Source organism: Marvinbryantia sp., from assembly GCF_047017445.1.
Lineage (GTDB): Bacteria > Bacillota > Clostridia > Lachnospirales > Lachnospiraceae > Marvinbryantia.
On sequence record NZ_JBKXTT010000010.1, the window covers coordinates 107,496 to 122,392 of the forward strand.

General features: G+C 51.6%; 11 protein-coding genes. 10 read left to right on the forward strand and 1 reads right to left on the reverse strand.

Going from position 1 to position 14,897, the window contains the following annotated elements; translation table 11 throughout:
- The first annotated feature begins 51 nt into the window (after nucleotides 1-51).
- The 10 genes from ACLU9Q_RS12835 (at nucleotide 52) to ltrA (ending at nucleotide 13,181) form a co-directional block, all read left to right on the forward strand.
- On the forward strand, nucleotides 52-1,239 hold the full coding sequence (locus ACLU9Q_RS12835) for a CobW family GTP-binding protein (protein WP_296834934.1): 1,188 nt from the start codon (nucleotides 52-54) through the stop codon (nucleotides 1,237-1,239).
- Between the two features lie 15 nt (nucleotides 1,240-1,254).
- The gene (locus ACLU9Q_RS12840; protein WP_412625379.1) at nucleotides 1,255-2,202 is read left to right on the forward strand and encodes a GTP-binding protein; all 948 of its coding nucleotides are present in this window, start codon (nucleotides 1,255-1,257) and stop codon (nucleotides 2,200-2,202) included.
- A gap of 180 nt (nucleotides 2,203-2,382) precedes the next feature.
- Complete coding sequence (locus ACLU9Q_RS12845) at nucleotides 2,383-2,904, forward strand: nitroreductase (RefSeq protein WP_296834938.1); 522 nt, start codon at nucleotides 2,383-2,385, stop codon at nucleotides 2,902-2,904.
- Between the two features lie 18 nt (nucleotides 2,905-2,922).
- A complete protein-coding gene (gene pth, locus ACLU9Q_RS12850; RefSeq protein ID WP_296834944.1) occupies nucleotides 2,923-3,498 on the forward strand; it encodes an aminoacyl-tRNA hydrolase in 576 nt (191 codons plus the stop codon).
- A complete protein-coding gene (gene mfd / locus ACLU9Q_RS12855) occupies nucleotides 3,495-7,016 on the forward strand; it encodes a transcription-repair coupling factor (protein ID WP_296834946.1) in 3,522 nt (1,173 codons plus the stop codon). The genes pth and mfd overlap by 4 nt, the downstream gene beginning before the upstream one ends.
- 82 nt (nucleotides 7,017-7,098) lie before the next feature.
- A complete protein-coding gene (locus ACLU9Q_RS12860; RefSeq protein ID WP_296834948.1) occupies nucleotides 7,099-8,370 on the forward strand; it encodes a peptidyl-prolyl cis-trans isomerase in 1,272 nt (423 codons plus the stop codon).
- A gap of 270 nt (nucleotides 8,371-8,640) precedes the next feature.
- Entirely contained in the window at nucleotides 8,641-9,327 is a 687-nt protein-coding gene (locus ACLU9Q_RS12865) for a response regulator transcription factor (RefSeq protein ID WP_296834950.1), read from the forward strand.
- Nucleotides 9,317-10,687: a sensor histidine kinase gene (locus ACLU9Q_RS12870; RefSeq protein WP_296834951.1), complete on the forward strand. Its 1,371-nt coding sequence runs from the start codon at nucleotides 9,317-9,319 to the stop codon at nucleotides 10,685-10,687. Before ACLU9Q_RS12865 ends, ACLU9Q_RS12870 begins: the two co-directional genes overlap by 11 nt.
- Nucleotides 10,688-10,758: 71 nt before the next feature.
- A complete protein-coding gene (spoVT, locus tag ACLU9Q_RS12875; RefSeq protein ID WP_040782947.1) occupies nucleotides 10,759-11,304 on the forward strand; it encodes a stage V sporulation protein T in 546 nt (181 codons plus the stop codon).
- 485 nt (nucleotides 11,305-11,789) lie between these two features.
- The gene (gene ltrA, locus ACLU9Q_RS12880; RefSeq protein ID WP_412624637.1) at nucleotides 11,790-13,181 is read left to right on the forward strand and encodes a group II intron reverse transcriptase/maturase; all 1,392 of its coding nucleotides are present in this window, start codon (nucleotides 11,790-11,792) and stop codon (nucleotides 13,179-13,181) included.
- 148 nt (nucleotides 13,182-13,329) lie between these two features.
- Here the strand turns inward: ltrA and ACLU9Q_RS12885 are convergent, their stop codons facing one another.
- Nucleotides 13,330-14,784 carry a nicotinate phosphoribosyltransferase gene (locus ACLU9Q_RS12885; protein WP_296905938.1) on the reverse strand — a complete coding sequence of 485 codons (1,455 nt, stop codon included), beginning with the start codon at nucleotides 14,782-14,784 and terminating at the stop codon, nucleotides 13,330-13,332.
- Nucleotides 14,785-14,897 lie beyond the last annotated feature (113 nt).

Here is a 14,897-nt window from a genome sequence, read left to right on the forward strand (position 1 = left end):
CTGTTTTGCGAAAAAGGCAGTATACTATTTGGGAACAAGGAGGCGGTTATTATGACCAAGATTGATATTATCTCCGGCTTTCTGGGAGCCGGAAAAACGACACTGATTAAAAAGCTGCTGAAGGAGGCGTTCTCCGGGGAGCAGGTGGTACTGATTGAAAATGAATTTGGAGAGATCGGCATCGACGGCGGATTTCTGAAGGAATCCGGCATCGAGATCCGGGAGATGAACTCCGGGTGCATCTGCTGCTCGCTGGTGGGCGATTTCGGAAAATCCTTAAAGGAAGTGGTGGATACCTACCATCCGGACCGCATTCTCATCGAGCCGTCGGGCGTTGGCAAGCTTTCGGATGTCATTAAGGCGGTGCAGGATGTGCAGGAGCAGATCGACGCGAAGCTGAACAGCTTCACGACGGTTGTGGACGTCACAAAGTGCAAAATTTATAATAAAAACTTCGGCGAATTTTTCAGCAACCAGATTGAATATGCCGGTGCGATCATCCTCAGCAGAACCGACAAGGCGAAGCCGGAAAAAGTGCAGGAGAGCCTTGCGATCCTGCGTGCGCTGAACGCGAAAGCACCGATCATTACGACGCCGATCGCCAGTCTGACCGGCGAAAAGCTGCTGGATACGATGGAGGGAAGCAAGTCTCTGGAGGAAGAGCTGCTTGGCGAGCTTCGCTGCCCGGAGTGCGGCGAGGTGCATGAGCACGGCGAGGAGTGCTGCTGCGGCCACGATCATGACCATGAGCATCATCATGACCACGAAGAGCATGACCATGAGCATCATCATGATCACGAAGAGCATGACCATGAGCATCATCACGACCACGAAGAGCATGACCATGAGCATCATCACGATCATGAAGAGCATGACCACGGGCATCATCACGATCATGACGGGGAGTGCGGCTGCGGACATGACCACGATCACGAGCATCACCATCACGGACATCATCATGCGGATGAGGTGTTCACAAGCTGGGGATGTGAGACGATCAAAACGTACACGAAAGAAGAAATCAACCGGATCCTGCATACGCTGGAGAGCGACAGCGCTTACGGCACGATCCTGCGCGCAAAGGGCATGGTAGCAGGTGCGGACGGCGAGTGGATCTATTTTGACATGGTGCCGGAGGAACATGAGGTGCGCAGCGGCGCGGCGGAATATACCGGTCGTCTCTGCGTGATCGGTTCTGCTTTGAACGAAGCAAAGCTGGCAGAGCTGTTCGGCGTTTAGGACGGAGGGATTTTCATGAACCAGCCAAGTGTTATGGTTTATCTGGTGACCGGATTTCTGGACAGTGGAAAGACGCAGTTTTTAAAATTTACGCTGTCGCAGGATTACTTTCAGATCCGCGGCAAGACGCTGCTGCTTCTCTGTGAGGACGGCGAGGAAGAGTACGACCCGGAGGAACTGAAAAAATATCATGTAGTGATCGAGCGCGTGGAGCGGCAGGAGGAGCTGACAGAAGATTACCTCAAAATGCTGGACAAAAAGCATCGCCCGAAGCGCGTGGTTGTGGAATACAACGGCATGTGGAAGGTAAGCGATTTTGAAAAACTGAAACTCCCGTATGGCTGGGAGATGGAACAGAAGCTGACTACAGTGGACGCAAGTACTTTCCAGATGTACCTGACGAATTTAAAGCCGCTGTTTGTGGAAATGGTGCGCGGCTCGGAGCTGGTGCTTTTCAACCGCTGCGAGGACATTAAGCCGCTGGCAGGCTACCGCCGGAGCGTTAAGGTGGTCAGCCCGCAGGCGGAGGTAGTCTTCGAGGACGAAGAGGGCGAGATCGAGAATATTTTCGGCGACGAGATGCCCTATGATATGAACGCGCCTGTCATTGAAATCCGCCCGGAGGATTACGGAATCTGGTTTGTCGATGTGATGGAGAATCAGGAGCGGTACCGCGGAAAGATCGTGGAATTTACGCTGCAGGCAAAGAAATATCCCGGCTTCCCGACCGGCGTGTTTGTGCCGGGGCGCACGGCGATGACCTGCTGCGCGGACGACACGACCTTCCTTGGGTATGTCTGCAAATGCGGCAAGGAACCGGAGCCGGAGGACGGCGCCTGGGTGAAGATCCAGGCGAAGATCGACTTTGCGCATCTCTCCGTATACCGCGGCGTCGGCCCGGTGCTGAAGGCACAGCACATTGAGCCGGCGGAGGAGATTAAAGAGATGGTGTATTTTAACTAGCAGGATCGCGGGGTGCAGCCCGTCTGCCGCGCTGAAAACAGTGGCGGTGACGGCTGCGCTTTTTTTATGCGCAAATTCGTGTGGAAAATTGAGCAGAAGAAACAAAGAACAGTGGTTCACAAATTTTACCATAAATGATACAATAAATACGCAAATGCGAGTTTGAGAGGAGGATTTATCATGAGCAATACGATCGATGCTATACTGTCAAGAAGAAGTATCCGCAAATACAAACCGGACATGGTTCCGAAGGAAATCATTGAGAAGATCGTGCAGGCGGGCACTTATGCAGCCACCGGCATGGGGAAGCAGTCGCCTGTCATTCTGGCGGTGACAAATAAAGAGCTGCGTGATAAGCTTTCAAAAATGAATGCTGAGGTTATGGGAACCGTATCTGATCCGTTTTACGGGGCGCCGGTCGTGCTGGTGGTGCTTGCGGACAAAAGCCGGCCCACATACGTTTACGACGGCAGTCTGGTGATGGGAAATCTGATGCTGGCGGCGCACGAGCTGGGCATTGCGAGCTGCTGGATCCACCGCGCGAAGGAGGAGTTTGAAAGCCCGGAGGGCAAAGAAATTTTAAGATCGCTTGGCATTGAGGGCGATTATGAAGGAATCGGACACTGCATTCTGGGGTATGCTGATATGGAAGCGCCCAAGGCAGCGCCGCGGAAAGAAAATTACGTATATTTCGCAGAGTAAAAACGGTGGAAACGGGACATGTATATCATAGCAGGACTTGGAAATCCGGGCAGACAGTATGCCCATACCAGGCACAACGTGGGATTTGATGCCATAGATGTGCTTGCAGAGAAATATAATATAAAAGTAGAGAATGCAAAGGGCAGGGCGCTGACGGGCAGCGGAAGGATCGAAGGACAGAGCGTGCTGCTGGTAAAGCCGCTCACCTACATGAATTTAAGCGGCGAGAGCATCCGGGCGCTGACGGACTTCTATAAAATTGACGAGACATCGCAGCTCATTGTCATTTACGACGATATCAGTCTGCCGCCGGGACAGCTTCGCATCCGTGAAAAAGGCAGCGCCGGCGGGCACAACGGCATAAAAAGCATCATTTCCCATCTGGGCGGACAGGAGTTTCTGCGCATTAAGGTGGGTGTCGGGGAGAAGCCGGCGGGCTGGGATCTGGCGGATTACGTGCTCAGCCGCTTTGCAGAGGACGACCGCAAAAAAGTGGAGGAAGCGCTTGAAAGGGCCGCCGATGCCGCTGTGTGTCTGATGACGGACGGCGTGGAGGCGGCGATGAATGAATATAACAGGAAGGTATCAGAATGAAAGCATTTACTGCTCCGCTGAAAAATCTGGAGGAGTTTGAGCAGCTATGCTCCGGCTTAAAGAAAAACCGTGGCATCCTGCAGGTGTCCGGCTGCATCGAGGCGCAGAAATCGCATCTGATGTACTGCGTGGGCGAGCCGTACCGGAAGAAGCTGATCATCACATACAGCGATCTGCGTGCGAAGGAAATCTACGAAAACTACCGCTTTTTCGACCGGAAGGTGCTGCTGTACCCGGCGCGGGACCTGATGTTTTACAGCGCGGATATCCGCAGCCACCAGATCGGGCAGCAGCGCATGGCAGTTCTGCGGGAGCTTTTAGAGGAAGAGCAGGTTACGGTGATCACAACCCTTCCGGGGTGTATGGAGCATGTGCTGCCGCTTTCCGGTATCCGGGAGCATGTGCTGGAATTTGCGCAGGACAGCGAACTGAGCCTGGAGAAGCTCTCAGGACAGCTCGTCGAGATGGGCTACGAAAAGACGGCGCAGGTGGATGCGCCGGGGCAGTTTGCTATCCGCGGCGGCATTGTGGATATTTTTCCGCTGACAGAAGAAAATCCCGTCCGCATCGAGCTGTGGGGAGATGAGATCGACTCCATCCGCAGCTTTGACGCCCAGAGCCAGCGCTCTATTGAAAATCTGGAATCTGTGCGTGTCTATCCGGCAAGCGAGATCGTTATCAGCGATGCGCAGGCGGCAAAAGCGGCGGAGCGCATCAAAAAAGAAAGCAAAAAACAGGAAAAAATCTTCCGCGAGGAAATGAAGACGGAGGAGGCGCACCGGATTAAGACGGCGGCGCAGGAAATCTGCGATCGTCTGCTGGAGCTTGAGGAGCGCACCGGGCTGGAAGCATTTATTCCTTACTTTTATGAAAAGACGGTATCCTTTCTGGACTATTTCGGACAGGACGCTTTGATTTTGCTGGATGAGCCGAACCGCATTGCCGAGGAAGGGCGTGCGGTGCAGGAGGAGTTTTCCGAGAATATGAAGAGCCGTCTGGAGAAGGGCTACATTCTGCCGGGGCAGACGGGAATCCTGTACGGACAGCAGGAGATCATCGGCGAGCTGAACCGCCGGAATTGTCTGGCACTCTGCATCATGGATCTGCCGCGCGATGAATGGAACATTACGGGCAGATACAACATGACCGTGCGCTCCATCAGCTCCTACAACAGCAGCTTTGAGCAGCTTGTGAAGGATCTCGGGCGCTGGAAAAAGGAGGGCTACCGGGTGGCGCTTCTGTGCGCCTCACGCACGCGCGCCATGCGTCTTGCAGAGGATCTGCGCGATCACGAGCTGAACAGCTTTTTCACGGAGGATATGGACCGGGAGATCCAGCCGGGAGAAATTCTGCTCGCGCGGGGAAACACGCACAAGGGATATGAGTATCCGCTGATCCGTTTTGCGGTGATCACGGAAAGCGATATTTTTGGAAAAGAAAAGAAACGGCGCAAAAAGCAGCGGCGCTATGAGGGCACAAAGATCGCCAGCTTTGCCGATCTGAATGTCGGAGATTATGTGGTGCATGAAAGTCATGGACTTGGTATCTACCGCGGTATCGAAAAAATTGAGGTAGATCATGTCATGAAGGATTACATGAAGATCGAGTACAGCGGCGGCAGCAATCTTTACGTGCTGGCGACACAGTCGGATGTTATCCAGAAGTATGCAGGCTCCGAGGCAAAAACGCCGAAGCTCAATAAGCTGGGCACGCAGGAGTGGAATAAGACGCGCACCCGCGTGCGCGCAGCGGTGCAGAACATCGCAAAGGAGCTGGTGGCGCTCTACGCCGAGCGGCAGGAAAAAAAAGGTTTTGCCTACGGGGCGGACACCGTCTGGCAGCGCGAGTTTGAGGAAATGTTTGAGTTTGAGGAGACGGACGACCAGCTTGCAGCGATCGAGGCGACCAAGCGCGATATGGAGAGTACGAAGATCATGGACCGCCTGATCTGTGGGGACGTGGGCTTCGGAAAAACAGAGATCGCGATCCGCGCGGCGTTCAAGGCAGTGCAGGAGGGCAAGCAGGTGGTATATCTGGTGCCGACTACCATTCTCGCGCAGCAGCATTACAATACCTTTGTGCAGCGCATGAAGGATTTTCCGGTGCGTGTGGATCTGCTGTGCCGTTTCCGCACGCCTGCGGAGCAGAAAAAAACGCTGGTGGATTTAAAGAAAGGGCTTGTCGACATCCTGATCGGTACGCACCGCGTGCTCTCAAAGGATGTGGAATACAAGGATCTCGGCCTGCTGGTGATCGACGAGGAACAGCGCTTCGGCGTTACGCATAAAGAGAAAATCAAACAGTTAAAGACAAATGTGGATGTACTCACGCTCACAGCGACGCCGATCCCGCGCACGCTGCATATGAGCCTGATCGGTATCCGTGATATGAGCGTGCTGGAGGAGCCGCCGATGGAGCGGACCGCTATCCAGACCTATGTTATGGAGTATAATGAAGAAATGGTGCGCGAAGCGATCAGCCGCGAGCTGGCGCGGGGCGGGCAGGTTTACTATGTCTATAACCGTGTCAATACTATCGTGGAGATGACAAATAAAATCGCAAAGCTGCTGCCGGAGGCAAATGTAGCGTTCGCTCACGGCCAGATGAAGGAGCGCGAGCTGGAGCGCATCATGTACGATTTTATCAACGGCGACATCGACGTGCTGGTGTCTACCACCATCATCGAGACGGGGCTGGACATTTCGAACGTTAATACCATGATCATCCACGACGCTGACACGATGGGGCTTTCCCAGCTCTATCAGCTTCGCGGGCGCGTGGGACGTTCAAACCGGACGGCATACGCATTTCTGATGTACCGCAGAAACAAGATGCTCAAAGAGGTGGCGGAAAAGCGGCTGCACGCCATCCGGGAATTTACCGAGCTGGGCAGCGGCATCAAAATTGCCATGCGCGACCTGGAGATCCGCGGAGCGGGCAACTTGCTTGGCGCGGAGCAGCACGGGCACATGGAGGCGATCGGCTACGATCTTTACTGCAAGATGCTCAATGAGTCTGTCCGTGCGCTGAAGGGCGAGATGAGTCCGGCGGACAACTTTGAGACGACGATCGATCTGGACATCGACGCCTACATCCCGGAAAAATATATCCGCAACGAGTATCAGAAGCTGGATATTTACAAACGGATCGCGACGATCGGGAACCAGGAGGAATACGACGATATGCTGGAGGAGCTGATGGACCGCTTTGGGGAGCCGCCGAGGGCTGTGCAGAACCTGCTGGCGATCGCGCATCTGAAGGCGATCGCACACAGTGCCTATGTGGCAGAACTGACGCAGAAGGGCGATTACATCCGATTCGTCATGTACGAAAAAACGCCCGCCGACCCGAAAAAGATAGAAGCCTGCATTGCAAAGCACGGCGGAAAGCTAAAATTCGTGATGGAGGGGCGACCTTATTTTCTGTATGCAAAGCCGCGCGTCAGCGCAAAGGATAACGCGGACGTGCTGACGCTGACAAGAGAACTTCTTACAGATATCGCAGGATGTTTGCAATAAAAAATGTTGCGATATCAGTAAAAACGCGCTATACTACTTAATAGCATGTTCGAAAAAAGAAGGTAAAGCGAGGAGAATACGTATGAACAGGTTTGGAAAAAGATGGATTGCAGCAGGACTTTGCGCCGCACTGGCGGCATCAATGCTTACGGGCTGCTCCTCTGTGAATAAAAATGATGTGGTAATGACGGTGGATGATACGAAGGTCACACTTGGCGAGGCGGCATTCTGGCTGCGTTACAACCAGGCGAACACAGAAATGTATCTTGGCGGACTTTTCGGGGATGGCAATATGTGGGAGCAGGATCTTTTTGGCACGGGAGAAGCCTACGGCACCACCATTAAGGAGCAGATCCTGGAAGATATCAAAGAAATGGTTCTGATGGAGCAGCACGCGTCCGAGTATAGTGTAGCGCTGACAGCGGAGGAGGAAGCGGCGATCGACGAGGCGGCGCAGGCGTTCTTTGAAGCAAACGATGACAAGACCCTGAAGGCAATGTATGCCGATGCGGAGACAGTAGATCGTATGCTGACGCTGCGCACGATCCGTGAAAAGATGGAGACGGAGATCAAGAAGGGTGTCGACACAAATGTTACCGATGAGGAGGCGGCGCAGAAATCGATCCAGTATGTAAGCTTTACGGCGTCGTCGACCACTGATGAGGATGGAAATACGGTCGATCCGACGGATGAAGAGAAGGAAGCTGTGAAACAGCAGGCTCAGGATGTCATCGACGCGGTAAACGGCGGCAAGACACTGGAGGACGCCGTGGCAGAGGTTGATGAGGAGAAAAATGTAGTCTCCAGCACCTACGGCGACGACAACACTACCTTGAATGACGCGCTGAAGGAAGCGGCGGATGCGCTCTCTGATGGGGAAATCTGTGCGGAGCCGGTGGAGATGAGCAGCGGAAACGGCTGGTACGTTGTTCAGATGGTATCCACTTTTGATGAAGAGGCAACGGAGGACCGCAAGGCCGAAATCATCACCGACCGCGAGAATGATTTGGTGACGACCACGCTGGAAGGCTGGGAGCCGGAGGTTTACGAGGTCGACGAAGAGCTTTGGGCGAAGATCACCTTTAACGTAGGCTTCAATGCACCGGAGGCGGAGACAGAAGCGACGGAAGCGGGAAACACCGAAGCTGAGACAACCGCAGAGAGCGAGACGGAAGCGGGAAGCACTGAAGCGGCAGAGGAAACCGAAGCGGAAACAGCTGCAGAGACTGAGACGGAAGCGGAAAGCGCCGAAGCAAAGACAACTGCAGAGAGCGAGACGGAAGCGGAAAGTACCGAAGCGGCAGAGGAAACCGAGGCGGAGACAACCGCAGAGACCGGGACGGAAGCAGAATAAGAAAAGCAGGTTATATGGGATGGTGTTTCGGCATCATCCCATATTTTTCTCACAATTTTTCGATACAATCAAATATCCCGCTGCAAGCAACAGGGGATCAGGTTTGCAACGCTGCAGAGCAGCGGGGTATTTGATCCTCGCGGCATCTACGCTACGCTTCGGTCGGTGCTAAGCGTGTGCCACTGGCACACAGCACCGCCAAATATCCGCACAAGTGCGGCTGCTTGGCTCGTTGCCCGCGGGAATAAACCAAAATCGAGGAGAGGATATATGAAGAAAAACAGGATTTTGATCGTAGAGGATGAGCAGAAGCTTGCGAGGACGATGGGAGACTTTCTCAGGCTCCAGGGATATGAGACCTGTCGGGCGGCAGACGGGCGGGAAGCGCTTGCGGTTTTTTATAAGGAGCGAAAAACGCTGGATCTGATTTTGCTGGACGTTATGATGCCGGATATCAGCGGCTACGAGGTTTTAAAGGAAATCCGCAAGACCTCCAATATTCCGGTTATCATGCTGACGGCGCGGTCGTCGGTGGAGGATCAGATGAGCGGCTTTGAGAAGGGCGCGGACGATTATATCACAAAGCCGTACACGCTGGAGCTGGTAAAGCTGCACATAGAAGCGGTCTTAAAGCGTTCCGGAAAGCTGGCGAAGGTTCTGGAATATCAGGATATCAGCATAAATCTTGAAGCGCAGAAGGTTTACTGGAAGGGGAATTATATCGAGACGACCCGCAAAGAATATGAGCTGCTGGTTTATTTTATTGAAAACAGCGGAATTGTACTCGCGCGCAATAAAATTCTTGATGCGGTCTGGGGCTACGATTATGTCGGGGATATTCGCACGGTGGACACGCTGGTGAAGCAGCTCCGCAAAAAGCTGACAGAGGAATGCACGTATATTAAATCCGTTTATGGAGTAGGCTATTTATTCGGAGAAGGCGGCTATGAGGAATAACAGAGAACAAAGGCTCCGGCAAAATCCGGGACTTCTTTTGCTGCTGGCAGCGGCAGTTGTGATAATGCTCTATGCGTTTTTGGCGTACCCCATTTACACACGCATGAAAATGCAGGTGCTTAAGAATGCATATAAGGAAATCAGCGTGATGAATCTGGCGATGCTGGATGAAGAGGAAACGTCGATTCTGCAGAGCTTTAATGCAGATAAGCTGGAGTTTCTGATCACGGATGAGAATTTTGCGCTTGTTTATACGAATAAAAGTCAGGCGGTCGATCAGCAGATAGAGCGCTATGTGAGGTCACGTGCAGATGAGTTCCAGGAGGAACCGACGCTGACTGCGCGGGAATATAATTCGTTCTGTGTGATCCGTTTGCGTGCGCTCCTGCACGCTGACGGCAAGACGTATTATGTGTTTATCCGATGTGAGGTTCATCAGGTACATGAGATGATCAATTACACGGTCATGTATCTGACACTGGCGCTTCTCATAATCTGTGCGGTGTGGTCTCTGCTGCAGAAAAAGATGCAGCAGAGGCTGGCGTTTGTGCCGGAAGGAGCAATGGCCGGACTGGAAAACGAGCGTGCGGCAGGTACACATGGAGAGGGAGCGGACGGAGGCTTTGGAAGCATTGACGAGGCGCAGAAGGAATTTGTCGCGAACATTTCGCATGAGCTGAAGACGCCGCTGGCAGTGATCTCCGGGCAGGTGGAGATGCTGCAGTGTATGGGCAGCGAGATCGACCGGGAATACTATTTTTCTTCTATCCGCGAGGAAATTGATAAAATGACGGATCTGGTAGGAAACCTTTTAGATATCACGGTTATGGATCATCATATGGAAGAGATGGAAATGAGTGAAGTAAACCTCTCCGATATGATGGAATATATGATGCTCAAGTACGATGCGCTTTTCAAGAAAAACAAGATCAAGCTGCAGAGCGAGCTGGAGAAGGACTGTATTGTTTTTGGAAACCGTATGTATCTGGAGCAGGCGGTCAATAATTATATGATGAACGCTTTCCAGCACACCGCGCAGGGAAAATGGATGCGCGTCGGACTCTTCAGAAAACACGGCGCTGTGCGCATTGAAATTTACAACGAAGGACCGCAGATCCCGGAGGAGGATATGGAACGCATCTGGCAGAGCTTTTATAAGAGCGGTCGGGAAAATTATAAAAAGGATCTTAAGCTCAGCAACGCCGGGCTTGGGCTTTATATGGTGAAAAAAATCGTCGAGCAGCACGGCGGACGCTGCGGCGCCGAAAACGAGGAAAACGGCGTGACGTTCTGGATGGAGTTTGCAGCTCATCAAAAATCTGCTGCAAACAACAGGAGCTTTGGAAAACAGCATGCATAAATCGGCGGCATTTCCACATACTAACTCCATGACCAATATAGACACAGACGAATGGCAATGGAGGAAGATATATGAAAGCTACAGGAATTGTCCGCAGGATTGACGACCTCGGAAGGGTGGTCATTCCGAAGGAGATCAGAAAAACGTTAAGAATAAGGGAATCCGACCCGCTGGAAATTTTTACCGACCGGGAAGGAGAAATCATACTGAAGAAATATTCCCCAATCGGGGAGCTCGGCAGCTTTGCCAAGGAATACGCCGAGTCGCTGGCGCAGACGACCGGTCACAGCATCTGCATTACCGATAAGGACCAGATTATTGCCGCGGCAGGGGGCTTAAAGCGCGAGTACGTGGGACGTCCCATCAGCGGGTCGCTGGAGAGCCTGATCGGGGAGCGCGAAAATGTGCTTTACAATATGTCAGACAGGGAGTACATCGAGATTTTTGACAGCAGCGAGGAAAAGCGTCCGCAGGTCATCAGCCCGATTATCTGCGAAGGAGACGCCATCGGCGCCGTCGTGATGGTCGGAAGAAGCGATAAGGTCACGATGGGGGAAACCGAGCAGGTGGTGGCAAAATGCGCGGCAAATTTCATGGGAAAACAGATGGAAGCATAAAATAAGCGGCTCCGGGAAGCTTTTATCCCGGAGCCGGTTAAATAGTGCGCCTGGCGGCGCACGTTTCCAACAGGTGCAAGTCCTGAATCCGCCCGGTAGTGGGAAGGATATAGCCGAAGGCAAGGGTGTCCATCGAGAGGTGGAATCTGAAGGAAGCTGGATGTGGGGAACATACTAACCCACGGGCAAATCTCTGGTCTGACGAACAGAAATCACATATGAGGTTATGCATGAGGGTAAGGCTGCTATGCAAGTCGAAGCCCAATAACTACACGGAATCATGCATGATAAATGTGGCAGATGGATGGAGAGAAGGAAACGTGTGGTACCCGGGGAGGTCTGTGTGATACGCTCCGAAAAGAGTAACCAACACTGAAAAGTGTTGCTGAACACACAGAAGTCAGCAGAGGTCATAGTAGCCGGGAGGCGAAGGACCGAATCAGTAGGAGTCTTAAGTATGACCGGGAAAGGAGGAATGACCGCCCATGACAGAAAACACAAACAGTGGCTGTTCGCAAAGAGATAGTGCGGAACATGAAGGGTATGCGAAAGCGTCAAGGTCGTTCAAGCGGATATGGAAAGAAAGAGACAGTGCACAGCCGAAGCTCTTGGAAATGATTCTGTACAAAGATAATCTTAACAGAGCGTACAAAAGAGTGAAAGCAAACAAAGGGGCGGCAGGCATTGATGGAATGAGCATCGAAGAAGCCCTGCCATATCTAAAGGAACATCAACAGGAGTTAATTAACCGAATACTTAGAGGAAAATATACTCCATCACCAGTGAGAAGGGTTGAGATTCCAAAATCAGACGGTGGTGTGCGAAAGCTTGGCATACCAACAGTGATAGACCGAACAATCCAACAGGCAATAACGCAGAAGTTAGTGCCAATCTATGAACCATTGTTTGCAGAAAACAGTTTTGGATACCGTCCGAACAGGAGCGCAAAGGATGCAATCATAAAGATTAAGGAGTATGCGGAACAAGGCTACACATTTGCGGTAGCCCTTGATTTGTCAAAGTATTTTGATACCTTAAATCACGAGATTCTCATAAATCTGCTGAGACGGAATGTAAAGGATGAACGTGTAGTGCAGCTGATTAAGCGTTGTCTGAAAAGCGGTGTAATGGAAAACGGAGTGGTCATAGAAACAGAAGAAGGCTCGCCGCAAGGCGGAAATCTGTCGCCATTGCTTGCGAATATCTACCTCAATGAGTTCGACCAAGAATTCATAAAGAGAGGTGTTCCGTGCATCAGATACGCAGATGATATCGTGCTTCTCGCAAAGAGTAAGCGTGCATCAGAGCGGTTGCTGGAAAGTAGTACGAAATATCTTGAGGAAAAGCTGAAATTAACAGTAAACCGAGAGAAAAGCCGTATGGTCAGCGTGTTTGCAATCCGAAATTTTAAGTTCCTTGGCTTTGCATTGGGAAGGAACGGAAGTGGAATTTATGTCCGAGTTCATCCAAAGTCATGGAAAAAGTTTAAGTCAAAACTGAAAGACCTATCTTCCCGTAGGTCGGTACAGAGTATCAAACCAAGCCTTGAGAAAATCAAAGTGTATGCAAGAGGTTGGCTGAACTATTACGGAATAGCAAGCATGAAGAACAACATAGATGACATCAATGGATGGCTCTATCACAGGATACGAATGTGTATATGGAAACAATGGAAAAAGCCGAAAACAAAGGTGCGAAACCTAATAAAGATGGGAGTACCAGAAGATTTGGCGAGGAAGGCGGGAAACAGCCGCCGGGGCTATTGGTTCACAACACATACAGTAGCCGTAAATATGGCAATGACAAAAGAAAGACTGATAAGCAGTGGCTTTTATGATTTAGCCACAGCCTATCAGTCTGTGCACGTCAACTATTGAATGCGCCGGATACGTGAACCGTATGTCCGGTGCTGTGAGAGGACGGGAGCTAATCACTCCCTCCTACTCGATTGCATCTAAATCAGGCGCTTAAAATATCTGCCCGGATTATCTGCATAAACGATTATTGGCCCCTGCTGCTTTTACTTTACATATCCTTGCTCATTTCGCGAAGCAGGTCTTTTTTCGTTTCATAGAGCTTATCGGAAAGGTCGACATACATTTCGTGCGGATTAACCAGACGGCGCGTCTCATCCCAGAGGGTATCCAGCTCTTTGAAGCAGATGTCACGGATTTCCATAACACTCGGGGAGGTGTAGACGCACTCACCGTTTTTAAATACCGGTACCAGCAGCTCGCGCAGAGTGTAGGTGCCTGCTTTCAGACGAGTGTGCTTCCAGGTCTCGATCGGGTCGAAGATTACCAGATCTTCGGACTCGTCGAAGGTTTCGTCCGCAAGGGTGATGAGATCTGCCTTTACTTTATAAGCATCCTTTTCGTAGATGCGGTAAATGGTTTTGTTGCCAGGATTGGTAATTTTTTCCGTGTTGTCTGAGAGTTTGATCTTTGGAAGAAAATTACCGTTTTCATCCTGGATGGCAGCCAGCTTGTATACGCCGCCGAAGGATGGGCAGTCCTTGGAGGTGATCAGATTTGTGCCGACGCCCCAGGAGGTGATGCGGCAGCCCTGTGCTTTTAAGCTGTCGATCAGATACTCGTCCAGGTCGCTGGAAGCGGAGATGTACGCATCGGTAAATCCGGCTGCATCCAGCATTTTACGTGCTTTCTTTGAAAGGTAGGCAAGGTCGCCGCTGTCGAGGCGGATGCCGTAATTTTGCAGTGTAAGACCAGAATCGCGCATTTCTTGGAAAACGCGGATGGCGTTCGGAACACCGGATTTTAAGGTGTCGTAGGTGTCAACCAGCAGACAGCAGGCGTTCGGGTAGAGGTCTGCGTAGGTCTTAAAAGCAGTATATTCATCCGGGAAACTCATGATCCAGCTATGCGCATGTGTACCCTTCACCGGAACATCAAAAAGCTGACCAGCAAGCACATTGGAGGTTCCGATACATCCGCCGATCATCGCAGCGCGCGCACCGTACACGCCGGCGTCCGGTCCCTGCGCGCGGCGCAGTCCGAATTCCATGATGCCGTCGCCCTGCGCGGCATAAACCACGCGGGATGCCTTTGTTGCGATAAGACACTGGTGGTTGATGATCGTCAGAATAGCAGTTTCCACGAGCTGCGCTTCCATGATCGGCGCGATCACCTTGATCAGCGGCTCGCGCGGGAAAACAACAGTACCCTCCGGGATAGCGTAGATATCGCCGCTGAAGCGGAAGGTGCTGAGGTAATCGAGAAAATCTGCGTCAAAGATATGCAGCCCTCTCAGATAAGCAATATCTTCCTCTGAGAAGCGCAGGTTTTTGATATATTCGATCACCTGCTCCAGTCCGGCAGCAATCGCGTAGCCGCCGTCGCTGGGATTGTGACGGTAAAACATATCAAAAACAACTGTTTCGTTTGTGCGGCTCTTAAAATAGCCCTGCATCATGGTCAGCTCATAGAGGTCAGTCAGAAGACTGATGTTCATTGTACTCATGATCGTTTCTCCTGTCTTTTATACATAGTGTATATGCCGCAATGCCAAAGCCTGCAGCTTATCTTGCTTATTATAACACAAATCAGAAAGATTGGACATGCATTTGAAAAAAA

Excerpts from the sequence above, each read along its gene's own strand:
- ACLU9Q_RS12845 (WP_296834938.1), top strand. The coding sequence starts at position 2,383 with ATGAGCAATACGATCGATGCTATACTGTCAAGAAGAAGTATCCGCAAA.
- ACLU9Q_RS12840 (WP_412625379.1), top strand. The coding sequence starts at position 1,255 with ATGAACCAGCCAAGTGTTATGGTTTATCTGGTGACCGGATTTCTGGAC.
- ACLU9Q_RS12835 (WP_296834934.1), top strand. The coding sequence starts at position 52 with ATGACCAAGATTGATATTATCTCCGGCTTTCTGGGAGCCGGAAAAACG.
- ACLU9Q_RS12885 (WP_296905938.1), bottom strand. The coding sequence starts at position 14,784 with ATGAGTACAATGAACATCAGTCTTCTGACTGACCTCTATGAGCTGACC.
- ltrA (WP_412624637.1), top strand. The coding sequence starts at position 11,790 with ATGACAGAAAACACAAACAGTGGCTGTTCGCAAAGAGATAGTGCGGAA.
- mfd (WP_296834946.1), top strand. The coding sequence starts at position 3,495 with ATGAAAGCATTTACTGCTCCGCTGAAAAATCTGGAGGAGTTTGAGCAG.
- ACLU9Q_RS12870 (WP_296834951.1), top strand. The coding sequence starts at position 9,317 with ATGAGGAATAACAGAGAACAAAGGCTCCGGCAAAATCCGGGACTTCTT.
- pth (WP_296834944.1), top strand. The coding sequence starts at position 2,923 with ATGTATATCATAGCAGGACTTGGAAATCCGGGCAGACAGTATGCCCAT.
- spoVT (WP_040782947.1), top strand. The coding sequence starts at position 10,759 with ATGAAAGCTACAGGAATTGTCCGCAGGATTGACGACCTCGGAAGGGTG.
- ACLU9Q_RS12860 (WP_296834948.1), top strand. The coding sequence starts at position 7,099 with ATGAACAGGTTTGGAAAAAGATGGATTGCAGCAGGACTTTGCGCCGCA.
- ACLU9Q_RS12865 (WP_296834950.1), top strand. The coding sequence starts at position 8,641 with ATGAAGAAAAACAGGATTTTGATCGTAGAGGATGAGCAGAAGCTTGCG.